Here is a 22,601-nt window from a genome sequence, read left to right as displayed (position 1 = left end):
ATATTATCCTTTCTTTGTCATAAAGATTGAAGCAAGGCATTCAAAATGGAGGGATTGCAAAATTGAGAAAAACTCTGATCGGGTTAATGGTTCTGTTTTTTATTATCAGTTTTTATCTCAATATGCTGGGTCTCATGCAGCTAATTCCCATTTATATTACTGCTCCACTGCTCTTTCTTTCCATTTTCATTTTTTTCTCCTTTGTAAACAGCTGGAACAAATTTAAAGGTTTTCATTAAATTAATCATTCTTTCTACAGTAAAAGAGAGCCGAAAACGATTTCCGGCTCTCTTTTTATTATTCATTTAACAGCTGTTCCATTTCATTCAGCTTTTCTTCAAAGACTTTGCAGGCTGCTTCAATTGGTTCTGATGAAGTCATGTCAACGCCAGCTTTTTTCAATACCTCGATTGGATAGTCAGAGCTTCCTGCTTGGAGGAACCCAATGTAACGTTTGACTGCTTCTTCCCCTTCATCTAGGATTTGTTGGCTTAGAGCAGTTGCAGCACTAAAGCCTGTGGCATATTGGTAAACGTAATAATTATAGTAAAAATGTGGAATCCTTGACCATTCAAGGCCAATTTCTTTATCTATATGAAGATTTTCTTCACCGAAATACTTCTTATTCAATTCATAATACTCATTTGTCAGCAGATCTGACGTCAATGCTTCTCCATTTTGCGCTTTCTGGTGGATCAAATGCTCAAATTCCGCAAACATTGTTTGACGGAATACCGTACCTCGGAACCCTTCCAAATAATGATTGATTAAATAAAGGCGTTTTTGTTTATCAGTGGTTGTTTTTTGCAAATAATCTCCCAGCAATGCTTCGTTGCAGGTTGAAGCCACTTCCGCTACAAAAATTGAATAGTTTCCATAAGGATACGGTTGGGATTTTCGCGTGTAATAGCTATGAACGCTATGACCGAATTCATGGGCAAGGGTGAATAAATTGTTCACATTATCCTGCCAATTCATTAAAATATATGGATTTGTTCCGTATGTCCCGGAAGAATAAGCACCGCTTCTTTTTCCTTTATTCTCTACAACATCCACCCAACGGTTTTCAAATCCCTCTTTCAAAATATTGATATAATCTTCGCCTAACGGCTTTAGCCCTTCCAGCAAAATATCTTTCGCTTCTTCATATTTAATCTTCATATCCACCTCTTTTACAAGCGGAACATAAAGATCGTACATATGGAGTTTATCAACCTGTATAACCTTTTTTCTCAAACCAATGTAACGGTGAAGCAGGTGCAGGTTTTTATTAATCGTGGAAACGAGATTGTCATAGACGCTCTCAGGAATATTATTAGCCGACAATGCAGCCTGCCTTGCAGAGTCATAATTTCTAGCCTTCGCGTAAAAATTATCCTTTTTAATTGTGCCACTTAAAGTGCTGGCGAAAGTATTGGTGAATTTTCCATACGTGTCATAGACATTTTTAAACGCTTGTTCACGAACATCCCGGTCCTGGCTTTCCAAAAACTGAATATAGTTTCCGTGTGACAATTGGACATCATTGCCTTCTTCATCCTTCATGACTGGAAATACAAGGTCAGCGTTGTTCAGCATGCCAAAGGTAGTACTCGATGCCCCCAAAACCTCTGATGCTTCTGCAAGCAACGCCTCCTGCTCAGAGCTCAATACATGTCCCCGCTTCAGATTGATCTCGTCCAAGGCCTTTTGATAAAGTTGCAGGTCCTTATTCTCCTCTAAAAACTGTTTCAGTCTGTTCTCATCCATTGCCAATATTTCAGGAACAATGTAGGAAAAAACACTCGCAAGTTTGGAATAGAGTGATTCAGCCCGCGCATTAAAAGCTTGATAATGCGAATCGGCTGTATCCTGGTCATAACGCATATGTGCATATGTATACAGCTTTCCCATCCGCTGGGACAGTTTGGATTGAAACTTCAATGCGCTGTAAAGCGTTTCTGCGCTTTCATCCAGTTTCCCTTTAAATTGTTCGCCTTCTGGAATCTCTTCCTGAATAGCGGAGTACTCTTTCTCCCATTCTTCATCTGTTTGAAAAATATCCTCCAAACGCCATGTCAATTCTTCTTTTACTTCTGAGCGGCTTGGAAGAGTTTTTACGTTCGTATCCTGTGCCATAGCATATCCTCCGTTCACTTTCTTATTCCAAATTTTGCATATTAACATATTCTCTATTTTATTGGAAAAGTCCTGCCGAGTACACGGAAAGACCTTTTGTTTAGCGATAATTTTTTATCAGGGCTTTTAATGCGGCCTTTTCTCCATTCTTCGCCTCCTCCACATGCGATGGCCAAGGAAATGACCGAATCACTCTATATAAGTCTTTCCCTGCCCTTTGAAAATAAAACAGTTCTTCAAGCACTCGAAAATAATCTCGAACAGCCTTCTCCCACAAGGCGGTCTCATGAAGCGGAAGCACCCTGCAAACAATGTCACCTTCGGATATTCTTTTTTGCAGCTTATAGTAAACATAGTGAAGCGAGATTCTTTTATTAAGGCTTAATTTTTTTAAACAGTCCACCCAAATAAAAAACTGCCATTCGGTCGGATGAGAAACGAAGCTCTCCATGTACTTCACAGGGAGTCCGATAAGCGGTGACAGTACAAATGGATTAGACTTCTCCTGATAAATCACGCTTAAAAAGCGGTCTTTCACAAGGTTCCCGTAACGAACCTTTTGTTGAATCCAATTCCTTTTTTCACCTAACCAGCTTTGAAATGGAAAATAGGGATGCTTTGCAGATAGAGGAAGGGGCCATTTCACGTCGGAAATTGGCTGTTGAAAATGCTTAGCAGAAATTTTTCTAGAAGTATAAGGTACAATATTCGTCAGCAGAGATACCTTCTCGGTTTCCGGCTCATAACCGACAAGTATGGTATATCCGCTGTTTCTCCTTGTTAGTGACCAAAGATATTCAGTCAGTTCAAACATCCCACTTGTTCTTCTTTTATGAAAGGGCTGTCCACCGACAATCCAAATGGGGGTGATGTCTGATAAAAGGTATTGAAGCGATCTTCTTTCAACATTTTGAACGGAAATTGGAGTACATTGAAATTCTACAGCAAAACGTCTGCCGGACTTTTCTATCAGCAAATCGGGACGCTGTCTAATTTCAGGGAGATACCGTTCGAGATGGGCGGACAATTGATTGGATCTACACCACTTGAACAAATCCAGTTTACCCTTTAAATGTCTCGGACTTTCTGGTTCTGAAGCTGTGTTGATGCATTCGGAATGATCACGGTGAGAAAAATGCGGGATTCGTACGTGGCCGGCTTTTAAAATGAGGGGTTCTGTACAGATCGGACAATAGAATTGCTGCTTTCTCAGTTGAAGAATTCCCTTCCTCGTTTCACCATACAGAGTGAAGAGTTCTCCTTGCTTGGTCAATGCAGTTAACAAATAACGCACTCCTTTCTTCATTAAGTATTCTTCAGGATGGTTTGTTTCTCCTTTAAAAGTAGTCAAAATAAAAAACCGATTTTCACGGAATCGGTTTTTTAAACAAAATATTTATTTAATGTATTGAAAACATCCTCGTCAATCACTTTTTTGCCATATTCTTCAAGGCGATGAATGGTGAATGCTGATTCATATCCATATTCAAGCAGGATGCTCAAAACATCTTCAATTTGATCCTCATCAGAGTCCTCATCATGAAACTTTACGTATAAGTAGTATTTGTTCTCATACGCAAACAGTTTCGTTTCGACCTCTTCTAATCCCTCTCTCTTTGAGAGAGACAAGACATCTTCAAAGTCATTAAACATAAGGATGAATTCCAGTAAATCATCATCAGAGCGCACATAATGATTTAATTGCAGATGGTGGTCGAGAAACTCTTCAATCCTTTCATCAATCGGCAAGTCCTTCAATTTTTCATCTGGGATCGGCAGTTCGAACCTTTGTCCATCTTTAGACAATTGTGCCTTTGTAACCAATACTTCCAACCCTTTGTCCAATGCCTGGACTTGGATCCATAATGGTCCTTCAGGAACAAATTCCTCTTCGTGATGGATCTCATCCATCATTTCCCAGAACAACTCTTCGCTTTTTTCACGGCTGTACCATATTTCCTCGCGATCAAAGCCTCTTTCTTCTATATCGACATATGAAATGTAAAATTTCACTGTATTTTCGTTTATACGTTCAATCTCCATAAAACTACTCTCCCTTCTTTTGTAGGGTGGCGGTGTTGAAGGGACATGTATCCCGACAAAGGAATAAATTAATAATTAGTCTTCCCCTTGTACTCTTTATTTTATGATAAACGGTTATAAAAGGGAAACAATTTTGTTCCCAATTTACAAACCATCAAATGCCTATAGAAATAATCGATGTTGCGCCTATCTTAACCAATAAACAATAAGAAATCAAGCGATTTTTCCGAAAATTCGACTGCCATTCTGAAATAGCGTTTCAAAAAAGAGAACGACCTCTTTTTTTGAAAACTTATTCAATCCTTATAAAAAAAACCTTCACACTGCTTATTAGAGCATGAAGGTTATGATTATGCGTTACATTTAGTTGACCATTTTCTGTGCTTCGCGCAGCTGATAAGTTCTCACTTTACGCGGTAAGAAACGTCTGATTTCATCTTCGTTGTAACCAACCTGAAGACGTTTTTCATCCAATATAATCGGTCTGCGCAACAACCCTGGGTTCTTTTGGATGATGTCAAACAATTGTTGAAGCGGCAAAGAGTCCAAATCGATATTGAGCTTTTGGAATACTTTAGAACGTGTTGAAATAATTTCATCTGTACCGTCCTCAGTCATCCGTAATATCTCTTTGATTTCTTCAAGGCTCAATGGCTCAGAGAAGATATTGCGTTCAGTATATGGAATGTTCTGCTCTTCTAACCACGTTCTAGCTTTTCTACACGAAGTACAACTCGGTGAAGTGTATAATGTGACCATATTTTAAGCACACTCCCATTTTATTTTGAAATATATTAAGGGTTGATTTTGCTCAGTTTTAATAAAATCATCCAAATTAAAATTAGTATTATGAAACACTTTATACTATGTATTATACACTATTTTCTCTTTAATGAATAGACTTATTTGGAATTTTTATATACTGTATTCCTAATGGATTTCATTCTGTTATACTAACCCTTAACATATTTTTACCCCTAAAAAGGCGACTTGAAACATCCTCTTTTGAACGATTTCTTCATATAATATAACCTGTTATTATTTTTTCATTCATGCTTTCATTGCTTTTATTCGGTTTCCGGAGTATAGTCCACCCCAGGAGAATAGGTGTTGCCTGCATTCCACAACAAATATTCTTCAATTCCGGAATCGTAAAGGGCTTTGATCTGTTCCTCCACTTCTGTTTTGCCATATACACGATAATTTCCGCTTCCTAAATATGAAGCTGTAAAGTCTTGCAGCCAAGGCCTTGAAATCGGTGGATTTTTCAACTTTGATAGCTTTTCATTTTCCACTTTTGCATATTCATGAACAAGTTTATAAGGTTCCAAATCTGGTTTGTCTATACCGAAATAGGATGTCCAATGACTTGGGTAAATCATGGATGAAATCACATCGACATTCTCAGAAATTTTGCCGAAGTTCTGTCCAATTCCTGGAGCTTCCGGCAAAGTAGCAGTGTAACCGAATATATCCACTGAAATCTTTACGCCATAAGGCTTCAATTTTTCACGCGCATAAGTAACAAAGTCAGTAACAGCATGCACACGTTTTTGCACGTTGTCCTCTTTCATATCCTTATACTCGCCCATTCCATATTTAAGCTGACTATCCCGATTCTCAAAACCTTCCGGGAATCTGACATAGTCAAACTGGATTTCCTTAAATCCGAGTTTTGCAGCCTCGATGGCAATTCCAATGTTATAATCCCACACTTCTTTTAAAAATGGATTGACAAAGGCTTCTCCCCGTCCATTTACCCATATTTTTCCTCCATCCTGGAAAGAAAGCTCTGGATTTTCCTTAGGTAAAATGGAGTCTTTAAAAACAACAATTCTCGCAATTGGATAAACCTGTTTCTCTTCCATTCTTTCAAGCATTGCTCTTGGGTTCTTTATATAACTCTTTCCAATCTTGGCGTATGGTGAATCTTTGTCGCCTTCAAATGTTACATTGCCCCAGTCATCTTTAATATCTATAACCATTGCGTTTAAGTCCGTTGACTCCGTTAACTTCAACAGTTCATCAAAGCGGTTCCCTCCTGCTGAATTTCCTGTTACGTAAATCCCGCGGACTGCATCCGGATATTCAAATGTCAGACCGGAATCGTACACGAAACGAGGTGAATCAAGAGGAAGAGCTTTCATCGCGATTGCATTTGTTCTTGTCGAATTAGAGTGTATCTGCTTATCCCCCTGCGCCATTGCCGGGTGAGCTGTAAGCGCCAACGCACCGACCACTCCCGCTGTGGCCATCAGCCTTCTAAATCTCAAGTTATTCTACGCTCCTTTTATCTAGCACAAATCTATTATTCATTCATTACAATACTATTTTAGCAATAATTTCATGATATTGAAATGATTGTTTTTTCCTGCTTGATTAGCTCTAAAGTCAGATGAAACAGCACGCCGGCTTGATTGTCAAGTATCCAGCCGCTATAATTATTAAGATAGATTAAAATTCTGTTTAGAGTTTGCGGAGATTTGCTTGCCTGCTTTCCGTGAATCACGTTAACAAAAAAGAGACTAAGTTGACTGCTCTATCACCATTTTCCTTTTTGAAAAACAGGCTGGATTTTTTATATTCGCAAGTACATACACATTTATTTTTTGTTTTTAAAGCTCTGGGTACTACGATTTTATCACGTATACCCCAAACGAGAGCTCTTAATAAAAACATACATATTTATAGGTATACCGCTTTTGCGCCCTTCAGTGTTTCCCTGAAAATCGGGATAATCATTGGGCGTTTGTGCTTTGGTATGATGAGGAGGATTATATATGAAAACGATTTTTTCTGGAATTCAGCCTAGCGGCGTTATCACACTAGGCAACTATGTTGGAGCAATTAAACAATTTATCGAACTTCAGCATGACTATGAATGCTATTTTTGCGTAGTAGACCAGCATGCGATTACAGTCCCTCAGGACCCTGCGCAACTGAGAAAAAACATTAGAGGTTTGGCTGCCCTTTATGTTGCGGCGGGGCTTGATCGTCAGAAGGCTACTTTATTTATTCAATCCGAAGTACCCGCTCACGCACAGGCAAGCTGGATGCTACAATGTATCTCTTATATTGGTGAACTGGAAAGAATGACCCAGTTCAAGGACAAATCAATCGGGAAAGAAGCTGTTTCAGCTGGATTGTTAACCTATCCGCCTTTGATGGCAGGCGACATCCTGCTGTATGAAGCTGATCTCGTTCCCGTTGGCGAGGACCAAAAGCAGCATTTGGAGCTAACACGCGATCTAGCTGAAAGGTTCAACCGCAGATATAAAGAGATTTTTACAATTCCGGATATACGAATCCCTAAGGTTGGAGCAAGAATCATGTCCTTGCAGGAACCGACAAAGAAAATGAGCAAATCTGACTCCAATCAGAAAGCTTTCATCACGCTGCTTGACACGCCAAAACAAATTGAGAAGAAAATAAAAAGCTCTGTTACAGACTCTGAAGGTATTATCAAATTTGACATAGAGAACAAACCTGGAGTTTCTAATCTTCTTTCCATTTATTCCATTTTGGGCGGGAAAACGATTGAGGAGCTTGAAGCACAATATGAAGGCAAAGGATACGGAGAATTCAAAGGGGATTTGGCGAAGGTTGTGGTCGATGCTTTATCTCCGATTCAGGAAAGGTATTACGAGCTGGTTGAATCAAAGGAACTCGATGATATCCTTGATGAAGGTGCCGAAAAGGCAAATGTGCAGGCAAGTAAAATGGTGAGAAAAATGGAAAATGCTATGGGGCTTGGCCGTAAAAAATAACCCATAAGCAGAAGAAAGCTGTCATGGAGAAGAGTTTTTCTATGACAGCTATTTTTGCGGACTACAATTTAGTTCGCTTCAGCTCTCAGTATGGGAACAAAAACACAAGTGCCTGTTCATTGACTTACAGACTGAGCTAAAATGTGGAAAACGGCGTTTGACCGCTGGCGGCACTAGGAGATCCTGTCCCGTCGGAGAGCAATCCATTGAAGTCGTTCGTTGACTTTATTAGATTGCCCGAAGCAACCTCGATCTCCTTCTGTCTGTAACTAGACAATAGTGACTCCGACAAGATAAAGGAAACATGAAGTACGAGAGTGCGGTGAAAAAGGCGTAGTTTCGATTTATGCCCCCGAGCCAATGCACTCGTCGGCATCTGTCGCTTCGCAAGCACTAGGACTTTCTGTGTACTTCGACAGGCAAAAACGCGATGCTCTGTCGCTCTTCCTGCACCCGTACGTTCTGGACTTTGGAGCCGATGGAGGATAGGCGATCTGCTAGTCAATAGGATCTTGGCACAGTATAATCTGATAACAAGCATAGAATTTTATATTTCCTATATCCAAAAAGACCAGATGAAGAAAACCTCGTTGATTTCCTTCCTCTGATCCTTTGTAAAGATGCAATCAATTGACCTTTGAATCATATTCCATTTCCCATAGCTTTTCAAAGAAAGGCTGCCCCTTCACCATATTTTCACAAAGCGATTGGTGTTTTTCCGTCCAGCCTTCTTTCATCTCCTCGTAGAGGTTATTCCACACAATTTCAAAATCCATAGTTTGAATCTCTGAATAAAGGTGTGGACACCATTCAGTATACCAGTATCTGACTTCCGCAGTATTCTTAGAATTATACAACTGGTCAAGAGCCATAAACAGAAGCTGTTTCAAATGGCGCTCCCTGCGTGTTAACCCCCGCATCAGGATGGGATCAGGTGAAAGAATATGATATTCCTTCTTTTTACTTACCTCTTTAAACTTATATTTTGTTGGTTCGTTCTCGTCGATCATTTCAAATACAAGTTGTTCCTGACGGGGAATCAGCCTGCTTTTCCTGAGCGGAATCGAATATCCCATCGTGTCTACCGCCAATATACCTTGTCCATCCGTAACAACGAAGCATGAGTCGAGCGCAATACGCTCATGATTTTTTCTTAAATAAGCTTTTTGGTAAATGTCATTTAATAATTCTTGAGGTATGTCGGCCATATCGTTTTCAATCATGTCAAATAAGAGATGCTCAATGTACAATAACGGAACTTGATCGAGAAGTTCTATGACATCTTCCCCTCTTCTCCATTCATGAAAATGGCAAACATTATAACCATTTTCTTCCCCTTCAAACCAATTGACCCATACATCATGAAGATAAAGCATCCTTAACCCCTCACTTCATAACTATTTGTTTTTCAGTATGGGCAGGCTGCAGTTAATTTATTCCTGTGAATCCATCATCGGGTAATCAGTTATTCCTCGGGATTGAACCCGTATACAGAAAGCCAGATCAAGAAAAGACCGGCAATAGCTAAATAGCACTCAGGACGCCTGCCAATATACAAAAAGTAATATGAGTAGCTGTATCCCATCGACAAGAGGTTCAAGTAGGCAACAATATTGATTCCTCCGACAACGGATAGACCAAATCCTATTAAATAAACGGCTGTTCTATAGAGCATGGCGGTCCCCCGGAAAATCATACTTATTAACGAAAGCTTGTCTTACACCATATATATTCAAAAGGTCTCTAATCATGTCTATAAGTGCGTGTTTCAGGTATCAGAATCAAATATTTTAAAGTCTTGAGAGGATTGCAAAAGAAAGCGGCCTCCGTTTATTCAGAAGCCTCCTCTATATCGCTATTATAATGACTATTCTCTAGAATACGGTCTGATGAAATATTGAACGATTCCTGTACAGTCAACGGCTGTTTTCGAACATATTCTTTTACAATATCTCCTCCTAAAGCATATCCCATCATATTTGGAATGCCCCTTCTTCCAAAAAGAAGATCATCGTGCAACTGATGTTTCTTTTTCAACTGGAGATGATCCTTATACACTCTATTCCAGAAATGCTGGAGATGATCTTGTTCATAAAAACCTAGCCATTCAGCTGTGTATTCTTTTCCGCAATATTTTTGCACGGCATGTTCTGCAAGCCCTTCAAACATGAGTGAATCAAGCAAAGTGTATTCTTCCGGGTCCTTTTTATAACGCTTCATCCTCACAGCATGATGAAATTCGTGTACAAGCAATGATTCCCATATTTTCACATCATCTACAGGTGAAAGGAACAAGAAAATTTTCCGTGGAAATGTCAATCCTGATCGCCCTTTAAGGTCCCGCATGAATTGCCGAGTCGGTTCAATCGGAAAAATATAAACATCTACTTCCGGTGCCCTCCAGATTTTTTTATATTTTGTATAGAACTTCTTCATGTGCTCCCATGCCTTCAATTCTTTGAGCTTGCTGAACATATCATGTGTTGTTCTTGAAGGCTGATACATCCCGAATCGTCTTAAATATTGATAATATTGGGCATGGTTATCGACATCCGGTGAAGCCAGCTTACATAGCTCCATCGGATTGGAGAAGTGTTCCTCTAACCAAGTGTCAGTCCGGATTATCCCCATTTTGCATCCCTCCCTTCATATCCTACGGGTGAAACAAGAAAAAGTGCGTAAAAAAACAGCTCCAAAGCAGGAGCTGTTTTTTTTACGCATTATATTTTTTTAACGCAATAGTGGCATTATGTCCGCCAAATCCGAGTGAGTTGCTAATTACTGCATTAATCTCTTTTTTCCTTGCTTCATTTGGTACATAATCAAGATCACAATCAGGATCAGGTGTTTCATAATTGATTGTAGGAGGAAGAATTCCGTCTCTTATAGCAAGGGCAGAGAAAATTGCTTCAACCCCTCCTGCGGCGCCAAGAAGATGGCCCGTCATTGACTTGGTTGAACTAATCGCAACCTGTTTTGCATAATCACCGAATACTTCTTTAACAGCGGCAGTTTCATATTTGTCATTATATGGTGTGCTTGTACCATGAGCGTTAATATAATCGATGTCTTCAGGAGCGAGTCCTGCATCTTTTAACGCAATTTTCATAGCCCGTACACCGCCTTCGCCGCCTGGAGCCGGAGCAGTGATATGATAGGCATCGCCGGTAGAACCATATCCAACAATCTCTGCATATATGTTTGCCCCGCGGTTCAATGCGTGTTCAAGCTCCTCAAGAACGAGGACTCCCGCACCTTCTCCAATTACAAAGCCGTCCCTGTTTAAATCAAACGGCCTGCTTGCAGTACTAGGGTCAGGATTTGTGGAAAGAGCTGTATTCGCGCAAAAACCCGCAACCGCCATTTGTGTTATAGGCGCTTCTGCTCCCCCAGCAATCATAGCATCCGCATCTCCGCGTTGAATGACTTTAAAAGCATCCCCAATGGAGTTTGTACCTGTAGCACATGCTGTTACTGTACAAGAGTTGACTCCTTTGGCTCCAAGATAGATAGAGACCTGCCCAGTAGCCATGTCAGGAATCATCATTGGAACGAAGAATGGACTGACCCGACGATAGCCTCTCTTTTGAAAAATCTCAAACTGATTTTCGAGAGTTTCCATCCCGCCAATCCCAGATCCAATCCAGACACCGATTCGATCTGCATTGCTCTCATTGATGTCCAATTGCGCGTCTTTTACTGCCATCAAGGCAGAAGCAAGTGCATAATGAGTAAAGCGGTCCATTTTACGCGCTTCTTTTCTTTCAATAATGCTTTCAATTTCAAAATCCTTTACTTCTGCTGCCACTTTAGCTGAATAATTTTCAGGATTTAGCCTTGTAAGAGGACCAATTCCCGATTTTCCAGCCAAAATATTATTCCATGAAGTTTCTACATCGTTTCCTACAGGAGAGACAGTTCCCAAACCTGTAACGACAACTCTTCTGTTCAATTTGTTCATCTCCTTTTCTGCCCCTCTTAAGAAGATATTACTTGCTTAAAAAAGTAAAGCATCCATTTTCAGATTAAGTTAAGCTTTTTTATTTTGTCCAATTTTGATGGACAGGAAGTACAATTGCAAGTTTTAAATGACAAGTATCGGTCATGAACCCTCGTGGGTGCTGCCACCTTATTCCCTTAATATAAAGGACTCCAGTCTATGCACCGCTCGTGGACTCTTCCGCTTTCCTTAACGGCCCCATCTTATAGCAATAGCTCCCCATGTGAGCCCACCGCCAAATCCGACCAGCACGATTAAATCGTCATCTTTTATTTTTCCAGCTTCCACTTCGTCGGCAATAACCATTGGAATAGATGCGGAAGATGTGTTTCCATATTTATGAATTTTTTTGGACATTTTCTCCTCTGGCAATTCCAGTCTTTGTCTAGCCGCTTCCATAATCCTGATATTTGCCTGATGGGGAATTAACAGATCTACATCATTTTTTGTAAGACCTGCTTTCTCCAATACTTTAACAGATGACTCTCCCATTTGCCTTACCGCAAACTTGAAAACTTCCCTACCATTCATCATAATATATTTTTCCTGATAAAGATACTTTCCGCCTGTCCCATCAGCCCCGAGGTCAAACGCCAAGACTCCGCGTCCGTCAGAAACAGGTCCCATGACAACCGCACCCGCTCCGTCACCAAAAAGGACAGCTGTATTTCTATCATTCCAGTCGGTGACTTTGGAAAGCTTCTCCACGCCGACAACTAAAATATTTTTACTTGAGCCAGCCTCAATGAATTGTTTTGCTGTCGCCACCGCATACATGAATCCAGCACACGCAGCACTGACATCCATTGCTGAAGCATTGACACAGCCAAGTCTCGCCTGAAGCATACACGCAACAGAAGGGAATGGATGGTCAGGTGTTACTGTCGCAACTAAGATCATATCGATATCTTCCGGACCAACTTCCGCATTTTTCAGGGCTTTTTTTGCAGCTTCATAAGCCATATCAGATGTATTCACATCATCCGATGCAATTCTTCTTTCTTCAATGCCGGTTCGTGTCCTAATCCATTCATCGGAAGTATCCACCATTGTTTCCAGTTCTTGATTGGTTAACACCCGTTCGGGTATGTACTTTCCGACTCCAATTATTCCTGCATTCATAGAAAATGTCCCTTCTTTCCGTTCCTTATGAAAACCCAAATTTATTATCTTCTATTAAGACTTGGTACTAATTATACCATTTGTTCATAAACCTGTCACCACTATTTCAACTGTCGTTCTCTAGCAATTTTTTCTGTTCCATATAACGAAGTACCTTCTTTGTAGCGTTGGAAATATAGCCCTTATCAAGAGCTACCATGTTTTCTCCTGTGTTGTCCCATGTTTCATTTTCCGGTGCCGATGTTTTTTCTTCACAGAGAATATCGGAAAGACAGAACTCCTGGACATGATGCATTTGTTTTAATAATTCAATAAGCGTAACTAGCTTCCCAGCGAATGAAGATTGCTTCCTCTCAGTAGCATGCGGATGAATCAGCAACAGGCATTCTTTGATGTTTTTATGTTCTAAAAACCCTTGCAACTGTGCAAGCAGCTGCTCTCTAACATTTGTGTTGCAACGGTTGAAATAATCTATAGTTGGTATAATATAAAGGCATTCTTCTTCCATTAAAGTTTGATGTATGAACTCCTTTTCATTGCTCAATTCCCTGTATCTTACATTTGCATTTCTTCCAATAAGCAGCCAGTTTTCTTCCTGCTGATCCGTTATCCAATCTTGGTGGTCAATTGCGAATACTTCATAGCCTTTTTCAAGGAGCACAGAACATAATTCAAAACCGAAGGACTGGCGGGCTCCGAATAATACAGCGGTTTTCATTGCAGCAACCCCTTTTTGCACATTCTTAAATTATCGTATGCACATTTATAGGGGACTGACCTCTTTTCTCTTTATTTAACTATGGATGATTGTAACGCCGGGCTCATTTATGATATACTTACGTGGTGGAAAATAATATTGATTAAGTGAAATACATAGAGAAGCTCTGGAATGGAGGGAACATAGTTGAGATTTATAATGATGATTTTCTGGACACTTCTACTTGTAAACATGCTAATGTATGTCGCGGGCTCCATGATTGGATCAAGCTATGATTTTGGAACTGCAACAACTTTGGGCGTCTTCGCAGTTATTTTGATTTTTATCATCTCTGCATTGATACCTGCCCAACCAACAGAAGAACAATAAATAACTCGCCGTGCCGGCGAGTTATTTTTATTTTTCAACGCTTATTTTCAGTTCATCCCCCTGAAGATCGACAATGACCGTGTCGAAGGGATGGACTTGGCCGGAAATAATCTCCTTAGCCAGGCCTGTTTCAATTTTGCTTTGCAAATACCGTTTTAAAGGCCGGGCTCCGTATACCGGGTCATAGGCTTCGCGAGCGATAAATGCTTTTGCCTCCTCCGTCATCTCGAGTTGGATATGCTGATCGCGCAATCGCTCCTGGAGTTCTATCACGAGCTTGGTAACAATTCCTTTGATGTTCTCCATACTTAGTGGTTTGAACAAAATAATATCATCCACTCGGTTAAGGAATTCTGGACGAAAAGAAGCCCTCAGCTGTCCAAGAACAAGATCCTTCGTTTTCTCATCTATTTGGTCTCCATTATGCTCCCGTTCCAACAGGAATGCCGACCCAATATTGGAAGTCATGATAATAACCGTATTTCTAAAGTCAATCCTTCTCCCTTGAGAATCAGTAATTCGGCCATCATCAAGCACTTGCAGTAAAATATTGAACACTTCCGGATGCGCTTTTTCAATTTCATCGAGCAGAACAACTGAATATGGCTTCCTTCTGACAGCTTCTGTCAGTTGTCCGCCTTCCTCATACCCTACATAGCCTGGCGGCGCTCCAATCAGGCGGGATACTGCATGTTTCTCCATATATTCGGACATGTCGATGCGAATCATCTGCTCTTCACTATCAAACAGTGTTTCCGCCAATGCTTTTGCCAATTCAGTTTTTCCAACACCGGTGGGGCCAAGAAATATGAAAGATCCAATTGGGCGGTTTGGATCTTTGATTCCTGCCCTTGCCCGCAACACGGCATTACTCACAAGCTCCACTGCCTCGTCCTGTCCTATAACGCGTTCATGCAATATACTTTCAAGCCTGAGCAGTTTTTCCCGCTCACCTTCAACAAGCTTTGTAATGGGAATACCTGTCCATCTGGAAATAATAGCTGCTACTTCATCTTCTGTCACTTCTTCTTTTACAAGGCGTGACTCATTTCGCTCTTGTCCTTCTACTTGCTTCAGCTCTTTTTCTAAAGCCGGGATACGCCCATGACGAAGCTCGGCAGCACGATTCAAATCATATTCGTTCTCCGCTTTTTCCAGTTCCCTGCGAAGTTTCTCCAACTGCTCCCGCTTTTCTTGAATGCTGGAAATTTCACTTTTTTCTTTTTCCCATTTCGCTTTCATTTCATTTGCCTTTTCCTTTAGGTCAGCGAGATCCTTTTGCAGCAGTTCAAGCCGTTCTTTGCTTGCTTCGTCTTCCTCTTTCCTCAAGGCCGCCTCTTCGATTTCAAGCTGCATGACCCTTCTTGTAATTTCATCCAGATCACTTGGCATGGAGTCAATCTCCACACGTATATTGGCGCAGGCTTCATCAATAACATCAATCGCTTTATCCGGTAAAAAACGATCCGTTATGTAACGGTCCGATAAAGTTGCTGCTGCTACAAGTGCTCTGTCATGAATATTGACCCCATGGTGAATTTCAAATCTTTCCTTCAATCCACGTAAAATGGAGATCGTATCTTCCAGGGTGGGTTCCGGAACAAGCACCTTTTGAAAACGTCTCTCTAATGCAGCATCTTTTTCTATATACAATCGATATTCATCCAAAGTTGTCGCTCCAATGCAGTGGAGCTCTCCTCTTGCAAGCATGGGCTTCAGCATATTTCCTGCATCCATCGAACCTTCCGCTTTTCCAGCACCTACAATTGTATGAATTTCATCAATAAACAGTAAAATCTTGCCTTCACTCTTTTTTACTTCCTGCAATACTGCTTTCAGACGTTCTTCGAATTCCCCCCTGAATTTAGCTCCAGCGATTAGCGATCCCATATCCAGTGCGTATATTGTTTTGTCCCTCAGCCCCTCCGGGACATCTTTTCTTACGATTCGTTGAGCAAGCCCCTCAACAATGGCCGTCTTCCCAACGCCCGGCTCCCCGATCAGGACGGGGTTATTTTTAGTTTTGCGTGACAGAATCCTAATGACATTTCTTATTTCCTGATCTCGCCCGATGACTGGATCAAGTTTTCCGGACTTCACTTCCTCCACTAGATCCCGGCCGTATTTTTTTAAAACTTCATATGTTGCTTCTGGATTTTGTGATTCCACTCGTTGTCCCCCTCTGATTTCTTTTACTTCTCCCAAAATATTCTCTTTCGTGATGCCAAACTGGGAAAGAAACTGCACAATTTCATTATGGGGCATATCCATCAACGCAATGACGAAATGCTCAACAGATAAGTATTGGTCTTCAAACCCCTTCATTTCTTCTTCAGCCTTGCTAATAAGTGTTGATAAAAGATTGCTCAAATATTGTCCGCCCTGCACCCCTTGTCCTGTCACCTGTGGTTTCCGGTCCAATATTTTATCGAGTTCAAGCTGTATTTGCCCTTTCATTAATCCGAGGCGTTCATAAATTGTCGAAAGTAGACTGTCGTTCCTGTCTATAAGAGCCTTCCAAAGATGTGGAATATCCAGCTCCGGATGTTCCAGTCTTTTGGCAATTTGCTGTGCTTCTGCAAAAGCCTCCTGTACAGTCATCGTCATACCGCTAAGATCCATATTCTTCCTCCTTTTTAAAGGATTGATCATCTATTATCCAGATGCAAGGCGTGCAGCCTTAGCGAGAGCAGGGCAGGATAAACATTCATGTGAGTTGATCCAACTTGAACGACTTAAAAGTCCTAAGCGGGAGTCGATTAACTCGGATCGAGACATCTGCCGTTTCCCATCAAGAGCTTCCTGTATATCAGCAGGGCCGGAAACTCTGCGCCTTTGCACTCGGACTTCCCCGAAGCTAGGCATAAATTAGAAAAATTTTCACTTCCCTAATAATGAAAAGCGAAGCTGCCAAAAGGAGCTTCGCCTGTACAATTCCATTTCAGCAGAATCGTAAAACTGATAGTTATTGTTATCCTGACATGGAGCGCAACAGCCTTCGACACTGTACGTACGCTGCCAGCGTTACGCCCTTATTTCTACATTAAGTAATGCCGAGCGCAATTTTTGCATAGCGCGACATTTTATCTTTTGTCCAAGGAGGGCTCCAGACAATATCCACTTCTGTTTGTTTGACCTCCGGGATATCAGCCAATGCCGCTGTTACCTGATCTACAATGACGGGCGCAAGCGGGCACCCCATTGAAGTAAGGGTCATCGTTACTTTCGCTGTTCCGTTCTCATCCAGATCTACGCCGTAAACGAGCCCAAGATTCACAATATCGATGCCAAGCTCAGGGTCAATCACCTGTTCCAAGGCACCATATATATTCTCTTTCAGTGCTTCTTCCATATTCCCCGCTCCTTTCAATTGTTTTCTATTCTTATCATACCAAATCCATTGTAAATTCAAACAGAAATGATTTTCTTACTGTAAAAATTCGCCGAACCAGTCTACTGTTTTTAAAAAAGCCTTCCGGGTCACCTTATGCTCTACATTGTCTTCTGCAAGAAAATGTAGACGTTCTGGAGCTTTTATATAATCAGCTTGGATTTTTTCATAAAAGTCGAAGGTTTGTTGGAACGGTACCACCTTATCCTTTTTACCATGCCAAATAAGGAGGGGTCTGCCCGCAAGTTTTTCAGGCTGGACAGTCATGTCATACTTCCGCAGATCGGTATATATGTCTTCAAGTTCATCCTCGGAAAAAGGTATGGTCATTTCAGCTTTTTCCAATGACTCAATCTGATCACGAGCGAATTTTTCGTAACACGGGCTTCCCATCAAAGAAACACCCACTTTGATCCAATCATATTGGGTCAGTGCGCCGAACATTGTGATACCTCCCATGGACGTTCCCACAACTCCAACTTGGCTGCTAATCAACCCTTTTTGGGACAATTCTTCTTTTATATCATTCAACTCGCGGATCGATTGGAGAACAATGTTCCAAAAATCGAAAACCAGTTTTTCCGGATGTTGGGTGTCACTTCTTTCCCCATGTAAATTTGCATCTGGAAGGATAACCCTAAAACCTTTTTCAGCAAGTAAATAGCCGAAATGAAGGTTATGTTCCTTCGCTGAGGTAAAGCCATGCAGAAAAAAAACGAGTGGTAATTTTTCATGTTTTTGCCCTTCTTTTACAACATGTAAAACCGGTATATGCCTTATGGATTCATGATGGATTTCAATCAATCGACTCTCTCCTTCGGCTAAATGTAATGGAATGCCAATTAATGTTATATTTTAACACTCCTTTTTTCTACTTACCAAAGAAGAGCATTGAATGTCATTAATTCCCCGATGTTTTTTGACTGGTCTATGGCCACAATAACATTTGAACGCACTAAGCGTTCCTTCCTATCCTTTCAAAAAAGGCGGTGTGTGTCATGGCTAAAAACAGTAAATCCAGACGCTTTACGCATCAAGGAAAAAACTCTGTTGAACAACATGCGCAACGTTTTCCATATCGTTCCACGCTGGACGAAGCGGAAAAGGAAAAAATCGACTTTATGAAAGAATCATCAATCGGAGGTTTTTAGGGGTCAGACCCCTTTAGCACTTTAACGCACTGGGGGTCAGACCCCCAGGTGTTAATCTTTCCGGAAGAATCCGAAGACTGCCGCCGTTTCCACGATGTTTGTAAATGCTTCTGGATCGACCTCTTTGATGATATGTTCAAGTTCATACAATTCATACCGAGTGATGACGATCATCATCATATTTTTTTCCTGGTTGGAAAAAGCTCCTTTTGCCGGGAGCATCGTGATTCCCCTGACCAGTCTCTTATAAATCGCTTCTTTTAATTCTGGGGCTTTCTTCGTGACAATCATGACTGTCAGCTTCTGATGTCGCGTATGGATAGCATCAATCACCCGTGTAGAGGCATATACTGATAACAATGTATATAATGCTTTATCCCATCCATATAAGGCCCCCGCAGTAAGAATGATAATGGCATTTAGAATAAAGAAATACGTCCCGACCGATTTATCACTCATTCTGGACAGAATCATCGATATAATGTCCAACCCTCCCGTTGAAGCCCCCACTTTCAGTGTGATTCCGATTCCAATAGCCGTGATCACTCCTCCAAATACCGCATAAAGCATGATATCTGCCGTTTGGGCCTTGACTGGAATGATTTCCAGAAATAAGGAAGTAACAGCAACCGATATAAAACTATAGACCGTAAACGTTTTTCCCACTTTGAACCAGCCAAGTATAGCTACAGGAATATTAAAGAGGAATAATAAAAAACCAGTTGATACATTCAGAGGCGTAAATTGGCTAATCACTTTTGATAAAAGCTGCGAGGCACCAGCAAATCCGCTTGCATAAACATTGGCAGGAATGAGAAAATAATTCATTGCAACGGCAACTAGAATTGCCCCCACTATGATGACCAGCAGTTTTTTTATAACTTCCCATATTGATTGATGTCTCATTTTTTCACCCTTATTCAGCATTTTTAACATTGAGGTTTATAATGAAAGTAGATAAACTTATAAAAAGGACAAAAAACTGTCAAATTATTTTTTCACGGAAGGTGTAATTTTATGACATTGAAACTTTTTGCCGACAGTGCAAGTGACCTGCCACTGTCTTTCTATGAGGAAAACAATGTTGAGCTAATCAGTCTTCAGGTACATATTGATGATCAAGAATATCAAGATTTATACAGCATTCAGCCTGAACAAGTATATCAAGAAATCCGAGCCGGTAAAATGCCCAAGACATCTCAGGCCTCCCCTCAACGTCTTCAAGAGCTGTTTACAGACCTGGGGAAATCCGGAGAAACCGGATTATATATTGCCATGTCATCGGGTCTTTCCGGTACATATCAAACAGCTGTCATGGTGAAAAACCAGATAAAAGAACAATTTCCTGATCTGGATTTGACCATTATCGATTCAAAAGCCGTTTCTTTGGGCTATGGTATGACTGTAATGGCTGTGGCAGAAAAAATCAAAAATAACGAACCAAAAGAGGACATCATCAAATTTGCACAATCAAATTGCGACCGCATGGAGCATCTATTTACAATCGGAGATTTAGAATTTCTCGCCGCTGGCGGGCGCTTATCCAGATCATCAGCATTTTTTGGGGGACTTTTAAACATTAAACCTCTTCTGCATGTTGAAGAAGGAAAATTAGTACCGCTTGAAAAAATCCGCGGGAAAAAGAAGCTATTAAAAAGAATACTTGACCTTATGGAAGAACGTGGTATTGATCTTGAAAACCAACTGATTGGAATATGCCATGGTGATGATGAAGAAACAGCCTTGGTAATGAAAAATATGATAGAAGAACGTTTCGGTACCAAAAACTTTTACATACGTCTTATCGGTGCTATCGTTGCGTCACATGCAGGTCCTGGAACACTTGCGATCTTCTTTCTTAACAAGAAGAATGCTTAAATTCCTGCCAGGACATACTAATCCCAAACTAGGAAAGGGAGACTCTTTATGCGATACAATACATCAGATAATGACAAAAAAGCACGAGATCATCAAGCCCGCAGGGAAGCCAAAAACATTCGGCACGAAGAAGAACGCAAAGCTGGGAAACATCAACACTCTAAAAAAACAGATCACCTTTAAGAAGTCACGCAGCTTACTGCCTGTAAAAACTGGCATAAAGCTGCGTTTTTGAATAAGGCAATCCCCATTAAAATTTCGCGAAAGTGCATAGCCCCTTCAATTCTTTAGTTCTATACTAAAGGTGGTGTTCTCCCCTACTTGATAGGCGGCCGGGGGAACGTCTAAAAAACACAGGCCCTAGCAGACTTCACGCTTCTTCCTACGATAAGTCAACATCGCTCCGCTGCACTTCGCGTGTTTCCTTTATCTCGTCAGAATCGCTCCAGTCTGTACGTCGATGAACAGCCGCTTCCGCTTTTCTTATTGTCCTTCCCTCCCCTTTCACCTATAATGAAGGAAAAGCTGTCCGGAGGTAGATTATGGCAAAAGAAAATTCATTTGACATCGTATCCAAGGTTGACCTTTCCGAAGTGTCAAACGCGATTAATATCGCTATGAAAGAAATCAAAAACCGCTTTGACTTTAAAGGGAGCAAAAGCGATATCACTTTAGAAAATGATGAGCTTGTTCTTATTTCAGACGATGAATTTAAATTGTCGCAGGTAAAGGATGTTTTGTTTGGGAAATTGATTAAGCGTGAAGTCCCTGTAAAGAATATCCAATATGGAAAAATCGAAAGTGCCTTGGGGGGCACGGTCCGCCAACGTGGAAAGCTTGTTCAAGGAATTGATAAGGACAATGCTAAGAAGATTAATACAATCATTAAAGATAGTCGGTTAAAAGTAAAAAGCCAAATTCAGGATGACCAAATTAGGGTCACTGGAAAGAACCGTGACGAGCTGCAACAAATTATCAGCGCGATCCGTTCTGCAGATCTTCCTATTGATGTACAATTCATCAACTACAGATAAATCAAAGTGAATATTTCAGGAGCGAATGGGTAAATGATACATGTATCCATTCGCTTTTTTATGTAATAGATGAAGGAGGCAGCACATGGGTGAAAATAAAAAGCAAACAATGCCAAAGCAAGTGCAGAATCATCAACCGGGCTTAGAGTCAGAAATGGATCCTGTTCCAAAATCTGTTGATCCGGGGTACAAAGGAAGTAGAAAGTTGGAAGGAAGAACAGCGATTGTTACTGGGGGTGATAGCGGGATAGGAAAAGCTGTTGCCATCTATTTTGCTAAAGAAGGTGCAGATGTAGTCATCTGCTATTTCGAAGAAGAGGAAGATGCTAAAAAAGTAGAAGAACAAATTCGGGATGAAGGAAGAAAATGCAGGCTCATTCGCGGTGATGTAGGTGACGAGCTGCATTGCCACCAAATTGTCAAACAGGTGATTGACGAATTTGGAAAAATAGATGTACTTGTTAACAACGCAGGCGAACAACATCCGAAAAAGAGCCTTCTCGAAATAACAGATGAGCAATTGCAAAAAACCTTTAGAACGAATGTTTTTTCGATGTTCTATTTGACAAAAGCCGTCCTTCCCCATCTGAAACAAGGAAGTAGCATCATTAATACTGCTTCAATTACAGCCTATAAAGGCAGTCCGGAGTTGATCGACTATTCGGCGTCTAAAGGCGCCATTGTGTCATTCACACGCTCCCTTTCGGCATCTTTGGCGACAAAAGGAATCCGCGTAAACGGAGTAGCTCCAGGGCCGATTTGGACACCCCTGATTCCATCAACTTTCTCAGCCGAGCATGTCAGTACGTTTGGTTCGACCCAACCAATGAAAAGACCCGGACAACCTTTTGAACTAGCCCCTGCTTATGTTTATCTTGCCTCAAATGACTCCAGCTATGTTTCAGGCCAAATGATCCATATAAACGGCGGTGACGTGCTGAACGGGTAAGAACAGGCAGTGAGACTGGCTAGAGCACATTGTACCAATTAGTTCCCATAATCTAAAAAAG

General features: G+C 41.0%; 23 protein-coding genes. 7 read left to right on the top strand and 16 right to left on the bottom strand.

From position 1 onward, the window contains the following. Nucleotides 1-140: 140 nt before the first annotated feature. From H9631_RS02050 to H9631_RS02025, 6 genes are all read right to left on the bottom strand, one after another. On the bottom strand, nucleotides 141-305 hold the full coding sequence (locus tag H9631_RS02050) for a hypothetical protein (protein ID WP_191809586.1): 165 nt from the start codon (nucleotides 303-305) through the stop codon (nucleotides 141-143). Beyond that, nucleotides 298-2,118: an oligoendopeptidase F gene (gene pepF / locus H9631_RS02045; protein ID WP_191809585.1), complete on the bottom strand. Its 1,821-nt coding sequence runs from the start codon at nucleotides 2,116-2,118 to the stop codon at nucleotides 298-300. The genes H9631_RS02050 and pepF overlap by 8 nt, the downstream gene beginning before the upstream one ends. Nucleotides 2,119-2,218: 100 nt before the next feature. Continuing rightward, entirely contained in the window at nucleotides 2,219-3,424 is a 1,206-nt protein-coding gene (locus H9631_RS02040; RefSeq protein WP_191809584.1) for a competence protein CoiA, read from the bottom strand. 77 nt (nucleotides 3,425-3,501) lie between these two features. Continuing rightward, nucleotides 3,502-4,161 carry an adaptor protein MecA gene (gene mecA, locus H9631_RS02035; RefSeq protein ID WP_191809583.1) on the bottom strand — a complete coding sequence of 220 codons (660 nt, stop codon included), beginning with the start codon at nucleotides 4,159-4,161 and terminating at the stop codon, nucleotides 3,502-3,504. Between the two features lie 363 nt (nucleotides 4,162-4,524). Continuing rightward, nucleotides 4,525-4,920: a transcriptional regulator SpxA gene (gene spxA / locus H9631_RS02030; RefSeq protein WP_018705420.1), complete on the bottom strand. Its 396-nt coding sequence runs from the start codon at nucleotides 4,918-4,920 to the stop codon at nucleotides 4,525-4,527. A 308-nt stretch (nucleotides 4,921-5,228) separates the two neighbouring features. Continuing rightward, complete coding sequence (locus H9631_RS02025; RefSeq protein WP_225220795.1) at nucleotides 5,229-6,434, bottom strand: putative glycoside hydrolase; 1,206 nt, start codon at nucleotides 6,432-6,434, stop codon at nucleotides 5,229-5,231. A gap of 507 nt (nucleotides 6,435-6,941) precedes the next feature. On the opposite strand from H9631_RS02025, the gene trpS reads away from it, so the two are divergent. Next, entirely contained in the window at nucleotides 6,942-7,928 is a 987-nt protein-coding gene (gene trpS / locus H9631_RS02020; protein WP_191809582.1) for a tryptophan--tRNA ligase, read from the top strand. A 626-nt stretch (nucleotides 7,929-8,554) separates the two neighbouring features. On the opposite strand, the gene H9631_RS02015 is transcribed toward trpS, so the two are convergent. From H9631_RS02015 to H9631_RS01990, 6 genes are all read right to left on the bottom strand, one after another. Next, the gene (locus tag H9631_RS02015; protein ID WP_191809581.1) at nucleotides 8,555-9,304 is read right to left on the bottom strand and encodes a YjbA family protein; all 750 of its coding nucleotides are present in this window, start codon (nucleotides 9,302-9,304) and stop codon (nucleotides 8,555-8,557) included. A gap of 89 nt (nucleotides 9,305-9,393) precedes the next feature. Beyond that, nucleotides 9,394-9,603: a hypothetical protein gene (locus H9631_RS02010; protein WP_191809580.1), complete on the bottom strand. Its 210-nt coding sequence runs from the start codon at nucleotides 9,601-9,603 to the stop codon at nucleotides 9,394-9,396. Nucleotides 9,604-9,758: 155 nt separating this feature from the next. Next, complete coding sequence (locus H9631_RS02005) at nucleotides 9,759-10,559, bottom strand: DUF2268 domain-containing protein (RefSeq protein WP_191809579.1); 801 nt, start codon at nucleotides 10,557-10,559, stop codon at nucleotides 9,759-9,761. Nucleotides 10,560-10,641: 82 nt separating this feature from the next. Then, a complete protein-coding gene (fabF, locus tag H9631_RS02000) occupies nucleotides 10,642-11,889 on the bottom strand; it encodes a beta-ketoacyl-ACP synthase II (protein WP_191809578.1) in 1,248 nt (415 codons plus the stop codon). Nucleotides 11,890-12,117: 228 nt separating this feature from the next. Next, nucleotides 12,118-13,050, bottom strand: coding sequence for a beta-ketoacyl-ACP synthase III (locus tag H9631_RS01995; protein WP_191809577.1), 933 nt, complete (start codon nucleotides 13,048-13,050; stop codon nucleotides 12,118-12,120). A 106-nt stretch (nucleotides 13,051-13,156) separates the two neighbouring features. Continuing rightward, nucleotides 13,157-13,768, bottom strand: a complete 612-nt coding sequence (locus H9631_RS01990; RefSeq protein WP_191809576.1) for a hypothetical protein — start codon at nucleotides 13,766-13,768, stop codon at nucleotides 13,157-13,159. Nucleotides 13,769-13,954: 186 nt separating this feature from the next. Between H9631_RS01990 and H9631_RS01985 the strand changes: the two genes are divergently transcribed. Further along, nucleotides 13,955-14,137: a YjzD family protein gene (locus H9631_RS01985; protein WP_318246758.1), complete on the top strand. Its 183-nt coding sequence runs from the start codon at nucleotides 13,955-13,957 to the stop codon at nucleotides 14,135-14,137. A 27-nt stretch (nucleotides 14,138-14,164) separates the two neighbouring features. Here H9631_RS01985 and clpB read toward each other — a convergent pair whose 3' ends face one another. The 3 genes from clpB to yjfP all read right to left on the bottom strand — a co-directional run bounded on the left by clpB (nucleotide 14,165) and on the right by yjfP (nucleotide 18,332). Then, a complete protein-coding gene (gene clpB / locus H9631_RS01980) occupies nucleotides 14,165-16,759 on the bottom strand; it encodes an ATP-dependent chaperone ClpB (RefSeq protein ID WP_191809575.1) in 2,595 nt (864 codons plus the stop codon). Between the two features lie 421 nt (nucleotides 16,760-17,180). Beyond that, nucleotides 17,181-17,489 (bottom strand): metal-sulfur cluster assembly factor, encoded by a 309-nt coding sequence (locus tag H9631_RS01975; RefSeq protein WP_191809574.1) that lies wholly within the window; start codon nucleotides 17,487-17,489, stop codon nucleotides 17,181-17,183. Between the two features lie 75 nt (nucleotides 17,490-17,564). Continuing rightward, entirely contained in the window at nucleotides 17,565-18,332 is a 768-nt protein-coding gene (gene yjfP / locus H9631_RS01970; protein ID WP_191809573.1) for an esterase, read from the bottom strand. Between the two features lie 194 nt (nucleotides 18,333-18,526). Here yjfP and H9631_RS01965 point away from each other — a divergent pair, with 194 nt between their 5' ends. After that, nucleotides 18,527-18,679: a competence protein gene (locus H9631_RS01965; protein WP_160709180.1), complete on the top strand. Its 153-nt coding sequence runs from the start codon at nucleotides 18,527-18,529 to the stop codon at nucleotides 18,677-18,679. Between the two features lie 51 nt (nucleotides 18,680-18,730). On the opposite strand, the gene H9631_RS01960 is transcribed toward H9631_RS01965, so the two are convergent. Further along, nucleotides 18,731-19,585 (bottom strand): YitT family protein, encoded by an 855-nt coding sequence (locus H9631_RS01960; RefSeq protein ID WP_191809572.1) that lies wholly within the window; start codon nucleotides 19,583-19,585, stop codon nucleotides 18,731-18,733. Between the two features lie 111 nt (nucleotides 19,586-19,696). Here H9631_RS01960 and H9631_RS01955 point away from each other — a divergent pair, with 111 nt between their 5' ends. The 4 genes from H9631_RS01955 to H9631_RS01940 all read left to right on the top strand — a co-directional run bounded on the left by H9631_RS01955 (nucleotide 19,697) and on the right by H9631_RS01940 (nucleotide 22,540). Beyond that, entirely contained in the window at nucleotides 19,697-20,557 is an 861-nt protein-coding gene (locus H9631_RS01955; protein WP_191809571.1) for a DegV family protein, read from the top strand. 48 nt (nucleotides 20,558-20,605) lie between these two features. Beyond that, a complete protein-coding gene (locus H9631_RS01950) occupies nucleotides 20,606-20,740 on the top strand; it encodes a DUF3941 domain-containing protein (protein WP_191809570.1) in 135 nt (44 codons plus the stop codon). Nucleotides 20,741-21,099: 359 nt separating this feature from the next. Then, on the top strand, nucleotides 21,100-21,591 hold the full coding sequence (locus H9631_RS01945; RefSeq protein ID WP_191809569.1) for a YajQ family cyclic di-GMP-binding protein: 492 nt from the start codon (nucleotides 21,100-21,102) through the stop codon (nucleotides 21,589-21,591). A gap of 85 nt (nucleotides 21,592-21,676) precedes the next feature. Then, nucleotides 21,677-22,540 (top strand): SDR family oxidoreductase, encoded by an 864-nt coding sequence (locus tag H9631_RS01940; RefSeq protein ID WP_191809568.1) that lies wholly within the window; start codon nucleotides 21,677-21,679, stop codon nucleotides 22,538-22,540. Nucleotides 22,541-22,601: the final 61 nt, after the last annotated feature.

It is taken from the genome of Bacillus norwichensis (genome assembly GCF_014836955.1).
Classification (GTDB): domain Bacteria; phylum Bacillota; class Bacilli; order Bacillales; family Bacillaceae_C; genus Siminovitchia; species Siminovitchia norwichensis.
Note: the sequence above shows the minus strand (reverse complement) of the source record. Positions and strands in the feature narration are given on the sequence as shown.